A 20,489-nucleotide genomic window follows, 5' to 3' on the forward strand; every position below is an offset into this window, starting at 1 on the left:
CCGTTATCTCACGTTCCGTCATTCCCCCTCTGTCGAAACCCCTCAATAATCCAGATCCCCAACAACCCCGCATTCAGACAAGCAATAACATCCGGCTGACCAATCGCGACCACCATCCAGACCACGTTCACATAGCCGCGAAACAGGGATGGAATCGCGCCAGGCCACTCCTTCCAGCGCGCCGTCGCCAACACGCCGCCGGTCGTCGACAGCAACGTGAAGAGCGCCCAGGCCAACTGCATCGATTGCGCATCGCGCTCCAACAGCAGCGCGATCAGCGCGGCGAAACCAGCGAACCACGTCGCCGCACACGCCCAGGAAACGCGTGAGCGACGCTCGAGCCACACGCGCCACTCAGGTTGGGAAAACGACAGAAAGAAAGCGACCAGCACACCATGCGCATACGGCAGCATCCACGCATGCGGATCGATCGCCAGCCAGTGCCCCGCCAATCCCGAGGCCGTTGCGCAAAATGCCGCCGTGATCGCAAGCCGCTTGAGCGGCGGCCACCCATGAATCAGCGCCGCCCAGATCGTGCAGCCGCCGAGCATGCCCAGCGCGATGGCATACGTCGCGCCGTCAACGTCGCCACACAACGCGGCAATGGACCCGCCAAGCCAGACCGGGACCCAACCATAACGCAGCCAACCGATCGAGCGTAACGCTCGTAATCGGCGCTGCTGCACCTCGTTCAGCAGCACAGCACCCGAGGCAATCCCGACGAGCGCGAGCATCAGCGTCGACAAAAGAACGCCTAGTTGCGTTGGCCCCCATTCCTCGAACCCCCAGCCTTTGACGGGACCGAGCGACGCCGTGGCAAAGAGCAGGCCGCACCACGCATTCAACCCAAGCGCCGGGCCAAACAATCGGCCGACGCCGATGCGCAATTTCAGACAACCGCTCCAGAACTCGACCTTCCCGGCGTCGAGTCGGAGTCGCATGACGTTCGCATGGTAGTTGGCCAGCGCGGCCAACAACTGCTCCAGTTGCGCACGCACGCCTGCGCGTAGCAGCATCCTCACGCCGGTTGCCATCTGTGGCTGCGAACCTTCGAGCAGAGCCATCGCGTCCGTGTAGCGCAGACGTAGCGTGTCATAGTCTTCGTCGGCGAATATGCGGTTCAACGCGAGGCTCGCGATCGCCGCGTTGCGTTTGTGCAGATGCGCGCCGTCCCGCCAGCCGAGCACGGCGCTCAGGTTCGTGCGCAACGTCGCCGGCGTCGATTCGTTCAGACAATGACACAGCGCTTGCCATTCGAGTTCGTCGCGCGTCTCGATGTTCACGACCGACGTGAACAGATCCTGCAGCGAACGGCGCGATTCGAGTTGATCCGGTTGAGCGACGAAGGTTTGCCAAAGTTGCACGGCACGTTCGAATGCATCCGGTTCACGAGGAGCAGCTTGCTCGTCGTGAACCGGACGGGTCGCGCCAGACAATGGTTTGCCCGGCGCTTCAGCCTCCGCGCCCACCTCGGCCGTCTGCACGGCCGTTTGCGTTTGCGTGGCCACACCGCCCGCCGCCATCTGCAACGCCGATTCATACGCATACCGCAGACGCTGAAATCCCTCGGCATCCTCATCCGGCCGTTGCCGCTTCAACAGCTTCGCATACGCGCGACGCACTGCACGCTCGTCGGCATCCGATTCGACGCCGAGCGCATCCCAAGGCCAGTGATTACTCGATCTCGCTTTCATAGCCGATCAATAGGTCACGTGCACATCGAACCGATCCAGCAACGCAGCTAACTCGCCGCGCGCACGGGCGATGTCCCCGGTTTCCTGCCGCTCGATCAACGCCTGAAAGCGCGCGATATGTGCGGCCAGATATTGCCGATGATCCCCGAGCGTCTCCTCGTAGACGCGATCGGCCCGCGTCAACAGCGTCCGGTTTTCGAGTCGATCGCGCGGATGGATCTTCAACGCGCCCAGCGCCGCGAGCCGTTCGCGGATTTCCTCGGGCGTCATCACACCGGGGTTTTCTTCGATCACCATCGCGCGCTTCACGCCGCCGGGAAACGCTGCGGCTTCGACTTCCAGCACGCCGTTGATGTCATACGTAAAGCGCACGTCGGCGCCAGCCTGGCCAGCCGGCTTGATCGGCACGTCGAGCGTGAATTCGCCGAGCGGCACGTTGTCCGCAGTCAGACGCGCTTCGCCCTGAAACACCTTGATGCTTAACACGCTCTGGCTGTCGCACACCGTGAAAATGCGCTGCACGCGACTCACCGGCACGATCGTGTTGCGTTCGATGATGGGTAGAAAATGCCCCGCCGCGAACTGATTTTGTGCGACCTGCATAGCCGTATCGATGCCGAGGCTATACGGTGCGACATCGGTCAGCACCAATTCGTCGAGTCCCGCATCGCGCGCGACGAGTCCGGCCTGCACCGCCGCGCCGAGCGCAACGACTTCATCCGGATTCAGATGTCCCGAAGGCAAGCGGCCAAACATCTTCGACACCAGCTTGCGTACCATCGGCATGCGCGATGCACCACCGACGAGGATGATCTCGTCGAGCGCGGCGACGGCGATCTTCGAATCGCGCAGTGCGCGTTCGACGGGTTTGCGCAGACGTTGCAGCAAATGTTCGCAGGCGTGTTCCGCCGTGGCGGCATCGAGTTCGAGCGCGTATTCCTTGTCGTCGATCCTGAGTTCGAGCGTGGCGCCCTGCGCGCCGTGCTGCGTGAGTTGGCGTTTCGCACGCTCGGCTTGCTGATGCAGACGCTGTGCGGCGATCGGCGTCAACGAGTTGGCCTTCAATTCGTTGCGCTGGCAAAACAGCTCGACCAGCGCCTCGGTGAAGTCTTCACCGCCCAGAAAATTGTCACCGGTGCTGGCGCGTACTTCCATCACGCCTTCGAAAAAATCGAGCACCGATACATCGAAGGTGCCGCCGCCCAGATCGAAGATCAGGAATTTGCGTTCGCTGTCGCGTTGATGCACGCCGTATGCAAGCGAGGCCGCGGTCGGCTCGTTGACGAGGCGCAGCACCTTGAGCCCGGCCAGTTCGCCGGCAGTGCGGGTGGCTTTGCGTTGGGCGTCGCTGAAATAAGCGGGGACGGCAATCACCGCTTCGCTGACTGTCTCGTCGAGAAACGCTTCCGCGTCGGCCTTTAGCGATTTGAGCACCAGCGACGACAACTCTTCGGGACGCAGCTTGTCGGTACCAATCGTGACGCTTCGATTGGTGCCCATATAGCGCTTGAAGTTCGCCGCAGTGCGCGTCGGGTGCGTATGCAGACGATCATGAGCCGGGCGCCCGACCAGAATCGAAGCGTCGTCGTCGATGGATACGCATGACGGCGTGAGCGTCTCGCCCAAGGCGTTTGGGATGAGTGCGGCCTGGTTGTCGCGCCACACAGCCGCGAGACTATGCGTGGTGCCGAGATCGATGCCGATGATCGAAGGCATGGTCAGTTTCCGATTCGTTCTGCGCCCCTCCATGAGGAGATCGCTCAAGTGTTCGCCGATATACCGCGTCGGAGTTGCATGTAGCTCCGTCCAATGGCGATAACGGCAAGCGGCCGGTAAAACTTGAGCGAGGCGTGCGGAGAGATGTCGAATCGGCGCGGACGGAGCCGTGCGCATGATGGCCGTCGTGCACGTTGCTAAACGACGGCGTTCCGCAGCATCACAACGTCTTGCGATACACCAGGAATCCGGAGCGGTCGGCGACGTTGTCGTAAAGCTTCATCGCGGTCTGGTTCGTCTCGTGCGTCTGCCAGTAGACGCGTTGCAGGCCGTCAGCCTTGGCGCGCGCGTACACGGCCTCGATCAGCGCGCGGCCCACGCCTTTGCCACGCAAGGATTCGAGTGTGAAGAGGTCTTGCAGATAGCAGATCGGCGCGGCCATCGTGGTGTGACGGTGATACAGGAAGTGCACGAGACCGAGCAATTCCCCGTTGCGTTCGGCAACCAGCGCATGCATCGGTTCGTAGGCGTCGAAGAAACGCGACCACGTGAGTTGCGTGATTTCGCGTGGCAGGGCGGTTTCGCCGGAGCGGCCATAGAACGTGTTGTAGCCGTCCCAGAGCGGTAGCCAGGCGTCGAAGTCGTCGGGCGCCACGGGGCGGATCTGGATGGAGTTGGACATGTGCGTGGTTCCTTATGAGTTGATGGCAGCAAGCTCCCGACCCATGAGAATAAGAAATTTATGGCACCATTGTTAGCGCCACAAGGTGAGCGAAACCTGGAGCCACGAATTGGACTACGCGCTGTTGATGTCGAATGTAGAGCGCGCGTTAGGCGGCCGCAAGCTCACGCAGCAAGACTTGTTCTACGAAAGCCTGCGCCGCGCAATTCTCGATGGCGCGATCGGTCACGGCCGCCGTCTGCTTGCCAGCCGTGCGCTGGCCGAGCAACTGGGCATCGCGCGCAATTTGGTTCTGTACGCCTATGAACGCCTCACCGACGAAGGTTTCATCAGCGCGAGCTGGCATGGCTCCATCGTCAACCTGTTTTTCAGACGGTCTCGGCTCTGAGCCAACGTGCGAGGGTTGCATCGTCGCCCGTTTCGAGCGCCTGAGCGATGCGCCGTCCCGCTGCCGCGCCGAACTTATAGCCATGCCCCGAACAGGCCGACACCACCAGCGTATTGCCGATGCGCGTCGAAAAAAAGCGCCGATCCGCTGTGAACGTGTAGGCGCAGGTCTTTACCTCGCTCACCGTATATTCATCGAGACGGCTGAACGGCGGCGAAAACATCCGGCGTATGCGTTCGCCTTCGCCGGCCGTCGGATCGCGATTCGCGTCGGGGTTCTCCGCAATGGTCTTATGCAGACCGGCGCCGAACTTCAAGCCGACACCGTCGATCGGCGGCAACACATAACCGTCGCTCTTGCCGCCGATATCGACAATGGCCGGCGCATTGGCCCACGCCTCTTCGAGATCCTCCGGCGGCTCCAGATAAACCACGGCATTGCGAAACGTCATGAGCTTTTCGGCGAGAGATGGAAAGAGCCGCAGCGTCCATGCCCCAGCCGCGACGACCAGTCGATCCGCTTGCACGAGCGTGTCGTCTTCGAGTCGCACGGACGCCGTGTGCGGATCGAGTGAAACCGCGCGGGTGTGCAGGCGAACATCGACACCACGCATCTTGAGCCACGCTTTTATGTCGCGCGCGATGCGTTCGCTGAAGAGCGCGCCGCCGTCGTGATCGAGGTAGGCGTAGCGGAACGCCGAGGGATCGAGAAAGGGATAACGCGTGGCCGCTTCGGCTGCATCGAAGTATTCATACTCGAACGCCATGCGATCGAGTCCCGCGCGGAATTGCTCGGCGCCGTCTCCGGCAAATTGCGAAATGCCGAGCACGCCGCAATTCGCATAGTGGGATACGCCGAGGTCATTCCACAACAAATCCCAACTATCGAGCGCTTCGGCAATGGTGCGTGCATAGCCGTCGGCGTCGCCATAGGCGCGGCGAATCATGCGATGGCGATCGCCAGAAGCCGCGAGCGGATTGGGAATCGAGCCCTGCTCGATCAATGTAATGTCGTGTCCCTGTTTGGCTAGCGACCATGCCGTGCTAAGACCGGCAATGCCCCCGCCAACGATTGTCACTCGCATGCACACTCCCCCGAGTCGATGGTTTCGGGTCAGAGTCTAGCGGGAAAAAAGTCATTGAAACGGGGTTTATACGAAACGATAGGCGAATCCGCGCCGTGAACCGCGCGATCCCGCGCGTCGCGCAGCGGGGGCGGTGGTCTCCTCGCCCTGCCGTGTCAGTGCTTGCGATGGGACCCGAGGCGAAGCTGGCTGCGCACCTTCTTGGCGGCGAACAGCGGCACGTAATCGAATACGCGTGCATCGGTTCGATAGGTGGCGAGAGTGTCGGCGTACATCTTCGAAACGGTTTCGGCGGGCGTATCGGTTTCCTCTGCGATGCTTCTCACGACTTCATCGATATTAGGTTCGGGTTGCGACATGGATTGCTCCGGTTAGGCAGGTTGGACGGAATCGCGGGAAACAGAGGTTCATTACAGGATGCGATCCGCCGCGATGCCAATTAAATCGACCTATCGCAGGCGGCGATCCACAGAGATTTTTGTCTTGCGTTGCAACATGCACCATACCGGCACGCGCGAATGCGCGCAGCTTCGGCGAGAGTTGCCGGCTTGACGGCCACCGCACCGAGAATTGCATCCATCCGGCCCTATCGAACGTAATACGTTTTATGACCGTTCTGTCCGAGGCCTTTGCCATGCGCCGTTTTTTCCAAGCCGCTGCTGCTGCCGTTGCAACTGCTGTGTTGGTGTCGCTCACCGGCTGTTCCAACGATCCGCCGAATCCGAATCCACGGGCTAGCGCGCCGCTGGCCACGGTTCCCGTCGACCTGCCGCGCTACATGGGCCGCTGGTACATCATCGCGAACATTCCGTATTTCGCCGAACGCGACATGGTGGCGAGCCGGGCGGAATGGAAATTGCGCCCCGACGGCAAGATCGACGACTCGTACTACGCCCGCAAGAAAAGCTTCGACGCGCCGGAAAAACACTATCAGTTCCTCGACACGCCGGTGCCCGGCAAGGATGGCGGCGAGTGGAGCGTGCAGATTTTCTGGCCCGTCCACGTGACGCAACTCACGCTCTATGTCGATCCGGATTACCAGTACACGATCCTCGGTTATCCCGGCAAGAACCTCGGCTGGATCTTTTCGCGCGAGCCCGACATGAGCGACGACACATACCGTTCCCTGCTCGCGCGGCTCGATACGATGGGTTACGACACGTCGCGCTTCAAGCGCGTGCCGCAGCACCCCGATCAGTTGGGCAAAGCCGGGTTTTCCTCGCCGGGCGACAAGGATTAGCGGGCAAGCCGGATGGGCCGCAAGCCGCATCCAAGTCTGTTCGTCATACGTATAACCCGCATCGTCATTGAATGAGCGACCCATGCCGCCACTTGCCGCCGCCGTGATTGCCCTGATCGGGCTCGTCGTGATCTTCAGCGCCGCCTGGGCGTGGCAGCTGAAGACGGAGAACGCCGGGATGGTCGATCCGATCTGGGCGTATTCGCTCGGCCTTGTGGCGGTGCTGTACGGGGTGCTCGGCAACGGCGACCCGGTGGCACGTGCGCTGACCGCATTGGGCGGTCTGGTGTGGGGCGTGCGGCTCGGCACGCATCTGTGGCGGCGCAATTTCGGCAAACCGGAAGACGCCCGCTATCACCGCTTCCGCGAAGAATGGGGCGACAAGGCGGCGAGCAAGATGTTCTGGTTTTTCCAGATCCAGGTGGTGATTTCGATGTTGCTGTCGATTGCCTTCATCGTGCCGTCGTATCGCAGCAGTCCGCTGGCAAGCGGATGGATCGTGCTGGCGATCGCGCTGTGGATCGTCTCGGTCGCCGGGGAAGGCGTGGCCGACCGTCAGCTGAAAAACTTCAAGGCCGATCCGGCGAATCGCGAGGCGGTTTGCCGGGTCGGACTGTGGCGCTATTCGCGGCATCCGAATTACTTTTTCGAATGTGTGCACTGGGTGGCATATATCGCACTGTCGATCGGCACGCCGTGGGGCTGGCTCACGTTATTGCCGCCGGTGCTGATGGCGTTCCTGCTGCTGAAGCTCTCGGGCATTCCGCTGCTCGAAGAGAGCATGGCGAAGCACCGGCCCGGTTACGCCGATTACATGCGCACCACCAGTGCGCTGATTCCGTGGCCGCCGCGCCATTAGAAGAAAAACCGACAAGAAAACGACAGGAGTCAGTCTCATGAGCCTTTCCACCACCGACCACACGATGCCGCCGTCCGCGCCTGTCGAGCCCAGCGACGGCTGGCTCATCCAGAGTTGCGAGCGCGGCTGGCTGCCCGATGGACTGATCCGTTTCGGTATGCGTCAGCTGATGCGCCAGCGCCTGCGCGACGAGTCGATCGACAACGGCGAGTTGCGTGCGCAACGGCTCAATCGACTGCTCGACGACTTGCGCGCGAGTCCCATCGCGATCGAAACGCAAGCCGCCAACACGCAGCATTACGAGGTACCGGCGTCGTTTTTTCACGCGCATCTCGGGCCGCATCTGAAGTATTCGTGCTGCCTGTATCCCACAGGTAATGAAACCCTCGCACAAGCCGAGGCGGCCATGCTCGAACGCTATGCCGAGCGCGCGGAACTGGTGGATGGTCAGCGGATTCTCGACCTGGGGTGTGGCTGGGGCTCGCTTTCCTTGTGGCTGGCGGCGCGTTATCCGCATTCGCAGATCGTCGCGTTGTCGAATTCGCACGGGCAACGTGCGTTCATCGAAGCGTGTGCGGCCGAGCGTGGCTTGCAGAATCTCTCCGTGGTGACGGGCAATATCGTCGATTTCGAATTCGACCCGGCGCAACTGGGAGGCGGCTTCGATCGGGTGGTGTCGATCGAGATGTTCGAGCACATGAAGAACTACGGCACACTGCTCGAAAAAATCTCCCGGTGGATGCGCGACGGCGCCAAGCTGTTCGTGCATATCTTCGTGCACCGCACGCTCGCGTATCACTTCGAGGTGCAGGACGGCAGCGACTGGATGTCGAAGTACTTCTTCACCGGCGGGACAATGCCGTCGGAAGCTTTGCTGCTGAATTTTCAGGACGATTTGCGCATGGAGCGCCAATGGTGGGTGAGCGGCACGCATTACGAGCGTACGGCCAATCAGTGGCTCGCCGCGCTCGATGCCGCGCGCGATCGTGTCATGCCGATGCTGGTGGACACCTACGGCACCCGCGATGCCGCGGTCTGGTTGCAGCGCTGGCGTATGTTCTACATGGCCGTCGCCGAGCTGTTCGGCTATGCCAACGGCAATGAATGGGGCGTAGGGCATTATCGTTTTGTAAAGCGCTGAAAGCCGGCCAGCCTCGTCTCGAGGACTGGCCGCGAACGGGGACGGCGGCATATCATCTTGGGCACCACTCACCTCGGTGCCTTGGGAGATCGTTGTTTGCAGATCGCCTCTTGCCGCACACCGCTCGCCTGGAATTCACGATGACCGCTCCGATTCCCTTCGTCCCCGATCGCTTCAAGATGAACGCCGCGCACTATCTCGCGGGCCGTCCTGCGTATTCGCCGCGGCTGATCCAGCGCGTCGCGCAGTCGTGCGAGCTGGGCGGCGCGGACCGGCTGCTCGACCTGGGCTGCGGTCCGGGGCAGCTGTCGCTGGCGTTCTCGTCGTGGGTCGGCGCGGGAGTTGCGCTCGATCCGGAGCCGGAGATGCTGCGCGTCGCGGAAGGCCTTGGGGCGGGGATCGCGCCGAACATCGAGTATCGGCAAGGTAGTTCTTACGATCTGTCGCCGGCGTTCGGCAAGTTTCGCCTCGCCGTGATCGGCCGCGCCTTTCACTGGATGGACCGGCCCGACACCTTGACGCGTCTGGATGCGCTGATCGAACCGCAAGGCGCAGTGGCGCTGTTTTCGACGGCCATCGTGACCGATGCGCCGATTGCCTGGCTCGCGTCTTATCACGCGTTGCTCGAGGACTATGCCCAGAGCGACCCCGCACGTCTGCAGCGCAAATCCGACGACTGGGAGAGCCATGACAGCGTGCTGGCCAGATCGGCGTTCGCCGCGCTCGAACGCATCTCGATCGTGGAAACGCGGCGCGTGTCGGTCGAATCGCTGTGCGCGCGGCCGTTGTCCATGTCAAGCCTGTCGCGCGAACGGCTCGGCGAGCGGCTCGACGAACTGCTCGGGCGCATTCGCGAGCTACTGGATGCGCATGCAACCAACGGCTGGCTCGACGAACGAGTCGAGTCGACCGCGCTGATCGCGCGACGCGAGTCAGCGCGCCGTTGACCTGCGCTGAACTCGTCGCGACGCGTGCCGTCAGGAAATAATCTGAAACACACCATTCAGCGCGTGCTGGAATAAACCGGCACACTGAAGCGTTAGCTTGGTATTGGCGGCACGCCTTGCCCTGCGTCGGCGTGGCCGGCTTTTCAAACAGCTTTCGAAACCATGCCTGTGCGAACGGAACTACCATGAATACCCACGCCGACTCCCTGACGCATTCAAGCGGCACATCGTCGCCCACGCGCTATACCCGTACGGCCATGACGCTGCACTGGCTGATCGCGCTGCTGATGATCGTCAACGTGGCGCTGGGTGTGAGCGCGGAATGGTGGCCCGACGACTGGGTGCGGCCCGTGGTCGATACCCACAAATCGATCGGCATCACGGTGCTGGGTCTCGCGCTGTTGCGCATTCTGTGGCGCGTGTCGCATAAGCCGCCGCCTTTGCCGCGCGAGTTTCCGTCGTGGGAAAAGATCGCTGCGCACGTCGCACATTTCCTGCTGTACCTGCTGATGATCGCCTTGCCGCTGTCCGGCTGGCTGCACGATTCGGCCTGGAAAGACGCGGCGACGCACCCGATGCAGCTGTTCCATCTGTTCCCCTGGCCGCGCATCGGCTACGTGATGCATCTCGATCCGGCGCTCAAGGAGACCTTGCACGACCGCTTCGGCGCGTTGCATACCTGGCTCGGCTACGCGCTGTATGCGCTGCTGGCCATGCATATCGGCGGCGCGCTGAAGCACCAGTGGATCGATCGCAAATCGGTTCTTGAGCGCATGGTGCCGTGAGGCCGGTGGGTGACCTTGCATCCTCTATCAACCGCAACACATCGACGGATTCGGCAGTCATTTTGAAGAAAACCCTGGAACAGGCGCTTGCCCTTGCCTCCCCGCGCATCCTGCCGCGTCGCGCGACGCTGTCGAGCACGCTGATTCACGTCAGCGTGGTCGCCGTATGGTTGCTGCTGTTCGCGCGCGCCTTCTTTCTGAAAGGCGCGTTGGCGTGGTCGACGGGGATTGCGTACGTGCTGTACGACACCTTGCTGCTGGCGTTCGTCACGTGGAAATCGCTGCCGCTGATGCGCCGCACGCCGGCGCTCGAACCCGATTACGACCCGCGCGCGTTGCCGGAGATGGGCGTGATCGTCGCGTCGCATAACGAGGCGACGGTGCTGCCGGTGACGCTCGCCGCCTTGCTGCGTCAGACGCACGGGCCGGCGCAGATCGTGATCGCCGACGACGGTTCCACCGACCACACCGCTGCGCTGCTCACCGAACGCTTCGGCCTCACAGCGGCTGCCGAGGGTGTGCTGAGCGCACCGAGTTCGCTATATCCGAACCTGTTCTGGCTGCGTGTGCCGCACGGTGGCAAGGCGCGTGCACTGAACGCCGCGATCGTCGTCATGACCACGGACACGGTGATGACCGTCGATGCCGACACGCTGCTCGACGACGACGCCACCTACGCGATGCGCGCCGCCTTCGCGAGCGAGCCGCAGCTGGTCGCCGCGGCCGGCATTCTGGTGCCGCTATGCGGCAAATCGGTGTCGGGCCGCGTGTTCCAGTGGTTCCAGACCTACGAGTACATGCGCAATTTCATCGCCCGTTTTGCGTGGATGCGTGCCGACAGCCTGCTGCTGATCTCGGGCGCCTTCGCGTCGTTCAAACGCGACGCGCTGGTCGACGTAGGCGGCTTCGATCCTCAATGTCTGGTCGAAGACTACGAGCTGATTCACCGGCTGCGCCGCTACTCGGTCGATCACGATCTCGGCTGGACCGTGCGCGTGGTCGGCGAGGCGCACGCCCGCACCGATGCGCCGGACAACCTCACGAGTTTCCTGAGGCAACGTCGCCGCTGGTTTGCGGGCTTCCTGCAGACGCAGTACTGGAATCGCGACATGACAGGCAATCCGCGCTTCGGCACGCTTGGCCTCGTCATGTTGCCGGTCAAGGCAATCGACACCATGCAGCCGATTTACGGCCTCACCGCGTTCGTGCTGCTGCTCGGTTTTCTGTTCGGCGGGCATGGCGCGATCGTGGTGTCGATCTTCAGCGTGATCGGCCTGAAAACGGCGATCGATCTCGCCTTCTACCTCTGGAGCATCCATCTGTACCGGCGCTGGACCGGCGAGCGCAGCGGCAACAGCGTGTGGATGGCGGTGCTCGCGGCGATTGCCGAACCGTTCACCTTCCAGCTGGTGCGTCACGTCGGCGCGGCGCTCGGCTGGCTGCAATTCCTGCGCGGCGGACGCGTGTGGGGCGTGCAACGCCGCTCCGGACTCGTCGCACACGACGAAAGCTGACCCGAAACCGGCGAATTTCAGCTCCGACAGCATGCTTTAGCGGGCCTGTAGGCGTCTCAATGCTGCTCCTCGAGACGCGCAGCCCGCGCCATTGTCAAAACCGCACGGCGGCCGGTTCGAGTAGACTGGCGACCATGGCCGCCCAAAATAGGGTGGCAACCTAACCTTCTATCCGTACGTGCACGGAGGCGTCACCAATGCATGCTGTTCCCCCGCTAGAACAAGACACCATCGATGCAAGCCCGGCAGGGTCGCCAGCGCCAGCCCCTTCGCAAAACGACGCGCCAGCGGGCTCGACCGCTCACGCGCCTTCTCAGGCTGCCAGCGGCGCCCAGGTGCGCGATCTGCGCCGTGTCGGCATTCACCCCGACTACTGGTATCCGCTCGCGTGGTCGCATGAGGTCAAGCGGGGCAAGACGCACGGCGTGACGTTCGCGGGCGAGCCGATCGTGCTGGCCCGCACGGAAACCGGCAAGGTGTTCGCGCTGGAGGACCGCTGCGCGCATCGGCAGGTGCCTTTGCATCAAGGTGTGGTGGAGGGCGAATCGATTCGCTGCGGTTATCACGGCTGGACCTACGACTGCTCGGGTAAATGCATCGACGTGCCGTATCTGGGCCGCGAACGTCTGCCGAACGGCGTGCGTTCGTATCCGTGCCGCGAAATCGAAGGGCTGATTTTTGTGTTTCCGGGCGATGCCGCCCTGGCCGACGAACGGCCGTTGCCGGCCTTCAGTTCCGTGTCCGACAAGAAGTACAAGACGCGCCGTTTCGGCCGTCCGGTAAATTGCCATTACTCGTTCATGCACGAGAACCTGATGGACATGAACCATCAGTTCCTGCATCGCCGGCAGATGGGACAAATGCGGGCTCGCTCGGTCGGGCGCCGCAAGGGTGACGGCTGGGTCGAGGTCGACTACACGTTCGCACGCATGGCCGGTCAGCAGCCGATCGGCGAGGCCATCGTGTTCGGTCAGAGCCGCAAGACCGGCGGCGACAACGACAAGGACGTGATGACGATCCGCACACAGTATCCGTATCAGACGCTGCAGATCCGCACGTCCGAACAGACGCTGGTGATGGATCTGTGGATCGTCTACGTACCGCTCGACCGCGAGCAACGCACCAACCGCACCTTTGGTCTGTTGTCGATTCGCAAGCCCGGTGTTCCCGGCGTGCTGAATCTCGCCTGGCCGCTGCTGGTGTGGTTCACCGAACGCATCTTCAAGGAAGACCGCGCGATCGTCGAAGCCGAACAGCGGGCTCACGATTCGCAAGGCTCGGACTGGAATCACGAAGTGTTTCCGGTCATCAACGAACTGCGCGCGTTGCTGCGCGAAAGCGGGGCGCCGGATCAGGTGGTGGGCGCCGGCACGGGCGACACGGCGGTGATCCGTTTCTGGGATTCGCGTCACGGTAATCCGCTCGCAAATACCTGATATTCGAGGTCATTCGACGCCGGGCAGGACCCTACAATCGTCGGCGACGATGAGCGGCGAGTCCGCCGGCAACACTAAAGAAAATCATGCACGCCAAGGCGGCGCGGGCTCATCGATCAGGATATTTACAAACATAAAAATCGCTTGAGAGGCCCCTTCGATGAGTACCGAACTGCATGCAGTCGTGCTGGTTGTCGTGTTTCTGGCGGGCCTCGCCGCCATGGCGGTGGCGCTTATCAAAGGTGGTCCGAGACAGCCGCCGCCGCTGGCTTCGATCAACGAGCCTTTCAAATCCGTCGATACCTCCGATTTACCTCCCATCGAGCGCTATAGCGCACGTGACAACGCCGTGCTGGCGTATCGCCGATATGCAAGCGACGACACGCCGCCGCGCGGCAGCGCGGTGCTGGTTCACGGTTCGTCGGCGAGTGGCGTGAGCATGCACACGCTGGGCAAAGCGCTCGCCGCAGCGGGTTATGCGGTCTACGTGCCCGACGTGCGCGGCCATGGCGCGTCCGGCACGAAAGGCACGATTGCCTACATCGGCCAGCTCGAAGACGATCTGAGCGATTTTCTCGACGAGGTTCAGCCTGCCGTGCCACGCACGTTAGTCGGATTTTCCGCCGGTGGTGGCTTTGCGCTGCGATTCGCCGGCGACGCGCGTCAGATGGCTTTCGAGCACTATGTGCTGCTCGCACCGTTCATCCATCAACGTGCGCCGACCACGCCGCCGTCGGTCGGCGGCTGGGTGCATGTCGGGCTGCCGCGCGTGATCATGCTGGTCATCCTGAACAAGCTGCGCATCACGCTTTTCAATCATCTCCCGACGGTGGCTTACGCGTTGGCACCGGAGGCGGCGGCGAAGCTCACGCCGCAGTACTCGTACAACCTCATGCAGAATTTCCGTCCGCACGACGACTATCGCGCGGATCTCACGGCGGCGCGGCGTCCCATCGACGTGCTGGTCGGCGCCGACGACGAGGCCTTTCACGCCGAAGCCTTTGCCGATGTATTCGCGCAAGCAGGTCGGCCGGTGCCCGTGACGATCGTGCCGAGCGTAGGACATATCGGCTTGACGCTCGACCCTGCTGCGGTGGACGCCGTGGTGGGCGTGGTCTCCGGGAAGGCGAACCGCGCGGGGCTTTCCCAGGCTCACATTGCAAGCGCAGCGGAATGAATCCATCTCCGCGTGGTGGGCAATGCAGACCGCCTGAGCGGCGATAATGGCAACAGATGCACGGGGCTTTGCGCCAATCGGGATGGACGAGCCGCAGACCCGTGTACCATTTCGCTTTTTCCGAACTTCAAGAAACCGCCCGTGAATACGCAACAGATCAACACCGCACCACGTAAGTCCCTCACATTGCTGCAACTGCTTGGCCTGATCGGCGCCGCCGGTCTGATCGCCGCCATCGTGCTGAACCAGTTCGTCTGACCCTTGCGGTCCCGCCTCAGTCATACGCTTCCGACCTACGCCGGTCATTGCTACCGGCTCTCTCCATACTCCGTTTGCCATGTACAAGAAGGGCGTAGCCGTAGAAATCCAGTTTTCTCCCGAACGGCTCAACGACGGTGCAGGCGACCCTTACTGGATCGACCTGACACAGGCTGAGGCGCAGCGCCTGCTGGAAAGCCTGCAGGCGCGCCTCGCGGAGTCCAGCGTGGGCACGGCTGCGCCGCTCGTGGTGAGCCTCGACATGTCGGCCAGGCCGGAGCCGGCCGAAGCGCCGGATTCGGCGCTCGACCATGCTGCCCCGGTGGACGATTTCAAGCAGTGGGTCTGTGTGATCTGCGGCTGGATCTACGACGAAGCCGCTGGTTTGCCGGAGGAAGGCATCGCGCCGGGCACGCGCTGGGCCGATGTGCCGGCCGACTGGCGCTGCCCGCTCTGCGATGTGGGCAAGGAAGACTTCGCCCTGGTCGAGTTCTAGGCGTCCGGGTAGTCCGCGCCGATCGTCGTCGCTTCCCACGCGTCGAAGTCGCCGCGCATGAAGTCGAGTTTCTTGCGCGCCAATTCCAGCGCCATTTTGCCCAACAGCAAGCGCAGCGGCGGATGGTCCGACAGGGCGGCGTCGATGATCGCCTGCGCGGCGCGTACCGGGTCGCCTGCCTGCTTGCCGCTGCGTGCTTCGGTCTGCTTGCGTCGCTCGCCGGCCGTGGACGCGTAGTCGTCGATCACCGTGGCCGATTGCTTGATCGACGGACCGGCCCAGTTCGTGCGGAACGGACCGGGTTCGACGATCAGCACGTCGATGCCGAGCGGTTTCACTTCCGTCGCCAGCGACTCCGATAAGCCTTCTACCGCATACTTGGTGGCGTGGTAGTAGCCCGTCGCGGCGAAACTGGTGATGCCGCCAATCGACGACACGTTGACGATCAAACCGCTGTGCTGCTCGCGCATGATGGGCAGCACTGCCTTCGTGATATCCACCAGACCGAACACATTGGTCTCGAACATCGCGCGCACTTCGTCGTCCTCGCCTTCCTCGATCGCGGCCAGATAGCCGTAACCCGCATTGTTGACGAGCGCGTCGACGCGACCGAAATGCTGTTTTGCCTGCTTCACGACGTCTTTAACCTGCGCCGGGTCGTTGACGTCGAGCGACAGGACCAGCGCGCGATCGCCATGCCCTTCGGCAATGTCTTTCACCTTCGACGCGTCGCGCGCAGTCACCACGGCGCGCCAGCCACGCTCCAGCACCAGCTTCGCCAATTCGCGGCCGAAGCCGGTGGAACAACCTGTGATCAGCCAGACGGGATTGTCTCGATTCATCATTTGGGAAAACTCCTTGGAGAGGGGCTACGACCGATGACGATGCGGGCGGCGCCAGGTTTCGGCGGGCGTTCCACTATCGTGGCTTGCGTTTGGTGTGGGCTTTTAATTGTAGTCGCAGCGCGGCGGCTTCGCTTTGCAGCGCCTGAACGAACGCGGCCGCCAACGGATGGCTCGGCCGATGCTCTGGCTGAATCACGCTCACCCGAAACGGCAACGATAACGCGAGCGGCCGGATATGCAGATGTCGGCCCGCGAAATCGAGGGCGGTCAGCGGGTTGACGATCGCCACGCCGAGGCCTTGCCGCACGAAACTGCAAACGGAAACGGCGGTTGGCGTCTCGATTATCTGGCGGCGCGCGATGCCCGCCTGAGCGAAAGCCTCGTCGATCTGAATCCGGTAGGAATCGTTCGGTGAGAGGCTGATGAAGGGTTGGTCCGCGAAGTCCTGCAACTCGATCACATGTCTGGTCAGCAAAGGGTGCCCGTCCGGGAGCACGCATACTTCGTCCACTTCGAGCAGGGGCGTCAAGCGCGTGCCCGCCGGCGGCGCGCCGTGTTCGGTCAGGCCGAGATCGTAGCGCTGCGCCGTGAGCCATTCCTCGAGAAAAGGTGATTCCTGCGTGGCGATCGACACGCTGGCGTCCGGTTGCGCATCGTGAAACCGCTTCGAAGCGCCGGGCAAGATCGAATGCGAAAACGCGGGCAGGGCGATCACGGAAAGCTGACCGCCCTGGAATTCACGCAGGCTCGCTGCGGTCGAGGCGACGCGTTCCAGCCCGACATAGGCACGCTTGATTTCGTCGAACAGCGCCAGCGCGGACGCCGTTGGCCGCAGACGTCCATGCGCGCGTTCGAACAGCGCGAAGCCGATCACCTGCTCCAGACGCGCAAGTTCGCGGCTCACGGTGGGCTGCGAGGTGAAGAGCAGGTCAGCCGCTTTCGTGACGCTGCCCGCTGTCATGAGCGCGCGGAAGACTTCGATATGCCGGTGGGTGAGCGTCATGGAAGGTATATCAGGAATGAATTGACTGAAGAAAAATAGCTATTTTACTGAATGGTTGATTATCAGGATCATAGGAGTCGTGCAAGCCTTGGACTTCTAGCGAGACCTCACCGATCATGATGTCATTTCCTCCGCAACAACTCGTCGACCTCGCCAGGCAACATGGCACGCCGCTGTGGGTCTACGACGCCGATGTGATCCGTCGACGTATCGCCGGGTTACGCAGCTTCGATACGATCCGCTACGCACAGAAAGCCTGTTCTAACGTGCACATCCTCAAGCTGATGCGCGACGAAGGTGTCATGGTCGACGCGGTTTCTCACGGAGAAATCGCGCGCAGTCTCGCTGCGGGTTTTGCGCCGGACGGCGAGCCCGAGGGCGTGGTGTTCACAGCGGATCTGATCGATCACGCGACGCTCGCCACCGTGCTGGAACGGCGCATCACGGTCAACGCGGGCTCGCTCGATATGCTCGAACGCCTCGGACAACAGGCTGCCGAAGGTCACCGCGTGTGGCTGCGAATCAATCCCGGCTTCGGCCACGGTCACAGCAACAAGACCAACACCGGCGGCGAGCACAGCAAGCATGGCATCTGGCTCGACGATGTACCGCTGGCGCTGGAGTTGGTGCGCCGCTATCGATTGAAGCTGGTTGGACTGCACATGCATATCGGCTCGGGCGTCGACTACGCGCATCTATCGCGCGTGTGCGATGCGATGGTCGATGCCGTCAACAATCTCGGTCACGATATCGAGGCGATTTCAGCGGGCGGTGGCCTGTCGATTCCGTACCGCGACGGCGAACCGCGTATCGATGTCGCGCATTACTTCCGTTTGTGGGACGGGGCGCGTCGGCAGATCGAAGCGCACGTTGGGCATCGCGTGAGATTGGAGATCGAGCCGGGGCGTTTTCTGGTCGCACAGGCCGGCGTGCTCGTGACGGAAGTGCACGCGCTGAGCCCGCGGCCCACGCGGCAATTCGCGCTGGTCGATGCAGGATTCAACGACCTCGTCAGACCGTCGTTCTACGGCAGCCATCATGAGATCACCGTGCTGAAGCCCGATGGCGCACCGAGCGAGGCGGAACTTGATTCGTTCGCGGTTGCGGGACCTTTGTGCGAAGCGGGCGATGTCTTTACGCAGGCAGAGGGCGGCGTCGTGATGAGTCGTTCCATGCCCACGCCCGATGTCGGCGACTTCATCGTGTTCAACGATGCGGGCGCGTATGGAGCATCGATGTCCTCGAACTACAACAGCCGGCCGCTCGCGCCTGAAGTGCTGGTGGAAGGTGGTCAGCCTCGACTGATCCGGTGCCGCCAGACGATCGGTGAACTGATCGCGCTGGAGCAGTTGGACTGAGTGCTCAAAATCACTTTGTCGGCGCACGGTCAACGTGCTCTCACCGTGCGCGTGTACGAGGCGATCATGGTGGCCAGTTCCTGCGCTGCGGGCGTGAGTGGAATGGCCGCGCGTTGCAACAGGCAGACGTTCTGATCGACCGCGCGCTCGCGCACCGGAATAGCGGCGAGCGTGCTCGCAAACGGCCCGCGTTTCACCACGATCGACGACTCCAGCGACAAACAATCCGTCGCGCCCACCAGATGCAATGTCTCGTAGAGACCCTCCACCGTCGCGATGATTTTTGGCGGTGGCAGACCGTGGCTTTCGAACAGATGGCTGAGACGATTGACGTGCGGTTCCTCGGTGAGATTCGGTGAGCGGGTCGCCACCCACGTGCAATCGACCAGTTCGGCCAGCGACTTCGCGCCCGCTTTCGGATGACCTTGCCGGCAGACGATCACCGGATCGGACGGATAGAGCGGCGTGACCGACAGATCGGCTGTATCGGTGTGCTTCGATACCAGCGCCACGGCGAAATCCAGCGTACCTTCACGAATCCACGAGATCATCATCCGCGACGTGCCGGTGCGCAGATGCACCGCAACGCGTTCGAAGCGCGTGCGAAACTCCATCAGCACCGGCGCGAATGCATCGACCAACGGCTCGGTCGTCATGCCGAACGTCACCTCGCCCACATAGTCGCCGCGCAACTGCTGCACTTCCTGCTCGGCCCGCTCGCATTCGCCGATGATCGCACCCGCCCGCTGCAACAAGCGCTGACCAAGCGCGGTCAACGCAATGCCGCGGTTGGTGCGCGTGAAGAGCGTTGCGCCGAGCATCGATTCGAGGTTCTGCAACTGCTGTGTGATGCCGCTCTGCGCAATGCCGAGCGCCCGCGACGCGGCGCGGATGCTGCCATGCTCGGCGACCGCGGTGAACGCGCGTAGCTGGGAGATCGTCAGCGCCATGAAGACTTCCGTTCAGTGATCGGTAAAAGTGATCATGATAGCCTCAACGGGACTTCTTCGAGGCGCAGACGCGGCATAGGATGAGCGCTGTCGTCAATCCGCCCACTTCGCGCCCTTCCTCCATGAAAATTCCGCTGATGATCCTGAGCGCCGCGCTGACTGTCAGCAGCGCCGCCTTTGCCGCCGAGCCCACCACCTTGCGCCTCGGTATCGACCCGAGCTATCCGCCGATGGACGCCAAAGCGCCGGACGGCAGCTTTAAAGGGTTCGACGTGGATCTCGGCAACGAAATTTGCCGCCGCATTCACGCGCGCTGCCAATGGGTCGAGCTCGAATTCTCGGGGATGATCCCGGCGCTGCAGGCCCGCAAGATCGATGCGATCCTGTCGTCGATGGCGATCACGGAGAAGCGCGAACAACAGATCCTGTTTTCGTCGAAGCTGTTCCAGTTCAAATCGCGGCTGATCGCGCGTCAGGGTTCGCCGCTCGCGGGCGGCACGAACGCCTTGGCCGGTAAGCAGGTCGGCGTGCAATCGGGCACGCAGTTCGAAGCGTATGCATTGAAGAACTGGGCGCCGCTCGGCGCGCACGTGGTTGCGTACAAGAGCCAGGATGAAGTGTTTGCCGACCTGGAGAATGGCCGCCTCGACGGCGCGCTGCTCGGTTCCGTGGAAGCGGACATTGGTTTCTTGCGCACACCGGCGGGTAAGGGCTTTGCCTTTGTCGGCGCGCCGCTTTCAATGGGCGACCGCGGCGTCGGCATCGGCTTGCGCAAGGACGAGACGGCAGTGCAGGCGTCGATCAACGAGGCCATCGCCTCGATGCTGAAGGACGGCACGTACGCGCAGATCGCAAAGAAATACTTCGACTTCGATCCGTACGGCAACTGAGCCCTTCGATTTTCACTCTACCTCTC

General features: G+C 62.5%; 20 protein-coding genes. 12 read left to right on the forward strand and 8 right to left on the reverse strand.

All coding sequences use genetic code 11. From position 1 onward, the window contains the following. Nucleotides 1-8: 8 nt before the first annotated feature. From FQ705_RS07895 to FQ705_RS07905, 3 genes are all read right to left on the reverse strand, one after another. Nucleotides 9-1,694 (reverse strand): J domain-containing protein, encoded by a 1,686-nt coding sequence (locus FQ705_RS07895; protein ID WP_144139271.1) that lies wholly within the window; start codon nt 1,692-1,694, stop codon nt 9-11. A 6-nt stretch (nt 1,695-1,700) separates the two neighbouring features. Beyond that, the gene (locus FQ705_RS07900) at nt 1,701-3,410 is read right to left on the reverse strand and encodes a molecular chaperone HscC (protein ID WP_144139274.1); all 1,710 of its coding nucleotides are present in this window, start codon (nt 3,408-3,410) and stop codon (nt 1,701-1,703) included. A 220-nt stretch (nt 3,411-3,630) separates the two neighbouring features. Continuing rightward, nucleotides 3,631-4,092, reverse strand: coding sequence for a GNAT family N-acetyltransferase (locus FQ705_RS07905; RefSeq protein WP_144139276.1), 462 nt, complete (start codon nt 4,090-4,092; stop codon nt 3,631-3,633). A 109-nt stretch (nt 4,093-4,201) separates the two neighbouring features. Between FQ705_RS07905 and FQ705_RS07910 the strand changes: the two genes are divergently transcribed. After that, the gene (locus FQ705_RS07910) at nt 4,202-4,480 is read left to right on the forward strand and encodes a GntR family transcriptional regulator (RefSeq protein WP_260854413.1); all 279 of its coding nucleotides are present in this window, start codon (nt 4,202-4,204) and stop codon (nt 4,478-4,480) included. Here the strand turns inward: FQ705_RS07910 and FQ705_RS07915 are convergent. Together FQ705_RS07915 and FQ705_RS07920 are read right to left on the reverse strand one after the other, a co-directional pair. Continuing rightward, nucleotides 4,461-5,564, reverse strand: coding sequence for an NAD(P)/FAD-dependent oxidoreductase (locus FQ705_RS07915; protein WP_144139279.1), 1,104 nt, complete (start codon nt 5,562-5,564; stop codon nt 4,461-4,463). The genes FQ705_RS07910 and FQ705_RS07915 overlap by 20 nt on opposite strands. 155 nt (nt 5,565-5,719) lie before the next feature. Further along, a complete protein-coding gene (locus FQ705_RS07920) occupies nt 5,720-5,923 on the reverse strand; it encodes a DUF3562 domain-containing protein (RefSeq protein ID WP_144139282.1) in 204 nt (67 codons plus the stop codon). Between the two features lie 275 nt (nt 5,924-6,198). Between FQ705_RS07920 and FQ705_RS07925 the strand changes: the two genes are divergently transcribed. The 9 genes from FQ705_RS07925 to FQ705_RS34785 all read left to right on the forward strand — a co-directional run bounded on the left by FQ705_RS07925 (nt 6,199) and on the right by FQ705_RS34785 (nt 15,417). Further along, on the forward strand, nt 6,199-6,804 hold the full coding sequence (locus tag FQ705_RS07925) for a lipocalin family protein (RefSeq protein WP_144139284.1): 606 nt from the start codon (nt 6,199-6,201) through the stop codon (nt 6,802-6,804). An 82-nt stretch (nt 6,805-6,886) separates the two neighbouring features. Further along, entirely contained in the window at nt 6,887-7,663 is a 777-nt protein-coding gene (locus FQ705_RS07930) for a DUF1295 domain-containing protein (RefSeq protein ID WP_144139287.1), read from the forward strand. 37 nt (nt 7,664-7,700) lie between these two features. Next, on the forward strand, nt 7,701-8,804 hold the full coding sequence (locus FQ705_RS07935) for an SAM-dependent methyltransferase (RefSeq protein ID WP_144139290.1): 1,104 nt from the start codon (nt 7,701-7,703) through the stop codon (nt 8,802-8,804). A 140-nt stretch (nt 8,805-8,944) separates the two neighbouring features. Next, the gene (locus FQ705_RS07940; protein ID WP_144139293.1) at nt 8,945-9,751 is read left to right on the forward strand and encodes a class I SAM-dependent methyltransferase; all 807 of its coding nucleotides are present in this window, start codon (nt 8,945-8,947) and stop codon (nt 9,749-9,751) included. A gap of 185 nt (nt 9,752-9,936) precedes the next feature. Further along, nucleotides 9,937-10,536, forward strand: coding sequence for a cytochrome b (locus tag FQ705_RS07945; RefSeq protein WP_144139296.1), 600 nt, complete (start codon nt 9,937-9,939; stop codon nt 10,534-10,536). A gap of 62 nt (nt 10,537-10,598) precedes the next feature. After that, nucleotides 10,599-12,050, forward strand: a complete 1,452-nt coding sequence (locus FQ705_RS07950; protein ID WP_144139299.1) for a glycosyltransferase family 2 protein — start codon at nt 10,599-10,601, stop codon at nt 12,048-12,050. Between the two features lie 197 nt (nt 12,051-12,247). Next, nucleotides 12,248-13,486 (forward strand): aromatic ring-hydroxylating oxygenase subunit alpha, encoded by a 1,239-nt coding sequence (locus tag FQ705_RS07955; protein ID WP_144139302.1) that lies wholly within the window; start codon nt 12,248-12,250, stop codon nt 13,484-13,486. Nucleotides 13,487-13,646: 160 nt separating this feature from the next. Beyond that, nucleotides 13,647-14,663, forward strand: coding sequence for an alpha/beta hydrolase (locus FQ705_RS07960; RefSeq protein WP_144139304.1), 1,017 nt, complete (start codon nt 13,647-13,649; stop codon nt 14,661-14,663). Between the two features lie 337 nt (nt 14,664-15,000). Then, nucleotides 15,001-15,417, forward strand: a complete 417-nt coding sequence (locus tag FQ705_RS34785; protein ID WP_144139308.1) for a rubredoxin — start codon at nt 15,001-15,003, stop codon at nt 15,415-15,417. Here FQ705_RS34785 and FQ705_RS07975 read toward each other — a convergent pair. Then, nucleotides 15,414-16,262, reverse strand: a complete 849-nt coding sequence (locus tag FQ705_RS07975; protein ID WP_144139311.1) for an oxidoreductase — start codon at nt 16,260-16,262, stop codon at nt 15,414-15,416. The genes FQ705_RS34785 and FQ705_RS07975 overlap by 4 nt on opposite strands. 73 nt (nt 16,263-16,335) lie before the next feature. Further along, nucleotides 16,336-17,265, reverse strand: a complete 930-nt coding sequence (locus FQ705_RS07980; protein ID WP_144139313.1) for a LysR family transcriptional regulator — start codon at nt 17,263-17,265, stop codon at nt 16,336-16,338. A 119-nt stretch (nt 17,266-17,384) separates the two neighbouring features. Between FQ705_RS07980 and lysA the strand changes: the two genes are divergently transcribed. Then, nucleotides 17,385-18,623 carry a diaminopimelate decarboxylase gene (lysA, locus tag FQ705_RS07985; protein WP_144142262.1) on the forward strand — a complete coding sequence of 413 codons (1,239 nt, stop codon included), beginning with the start codon at nt 17,385-17,387 and terminating at the stop codon, nt 18,621-18,623. Between the two features lie 29 nt (nt 18,624-18,652). Here lysA and FQ705_RS07990 read toward each other — a convergent pair whose 3' ends face one another. Then, the gene (locus tag FQ705_RS07990; protein WP_144139316.1) at nt 18,653-19,573 is read right to left on the reverse strand and encodes a LysR substrate-binding domain-containing protein; all 921 of its coding nucleotides are present in this window, start codon (nt 19,571-19,573) and stop codon (nt 18,653-18,655) included. Between the two features lie 122 nt (nt 19,574-19,695). Between FQ705_RS07990 and FQ705_RS07995 the strand changes: the two genes are divergently transcribed. After that, nucleotides 19,696-20,463, forward strand: a complete 768-nt coding sequence (locus FQ705_RS07995) for a transporter substrate-binding domain-containing protein (RefSeq protein WP_144139319.1) — start codon at nt 19,696-19,698, stop codon at nt 20,461-20,463. The last annotated feature ends 26 nt before the right edge of the window (nt 20,464-20,489 follow it).

The organism is Paraburkholderia sp. BCC1884 (genome assembly GCF_900996225.1).
Classification (GTDB): Bacteria; Pseudomonadota; Gammaproteobacteria; order Burkholderiales; family Burkholderiaceae; genus Paraburkholderia.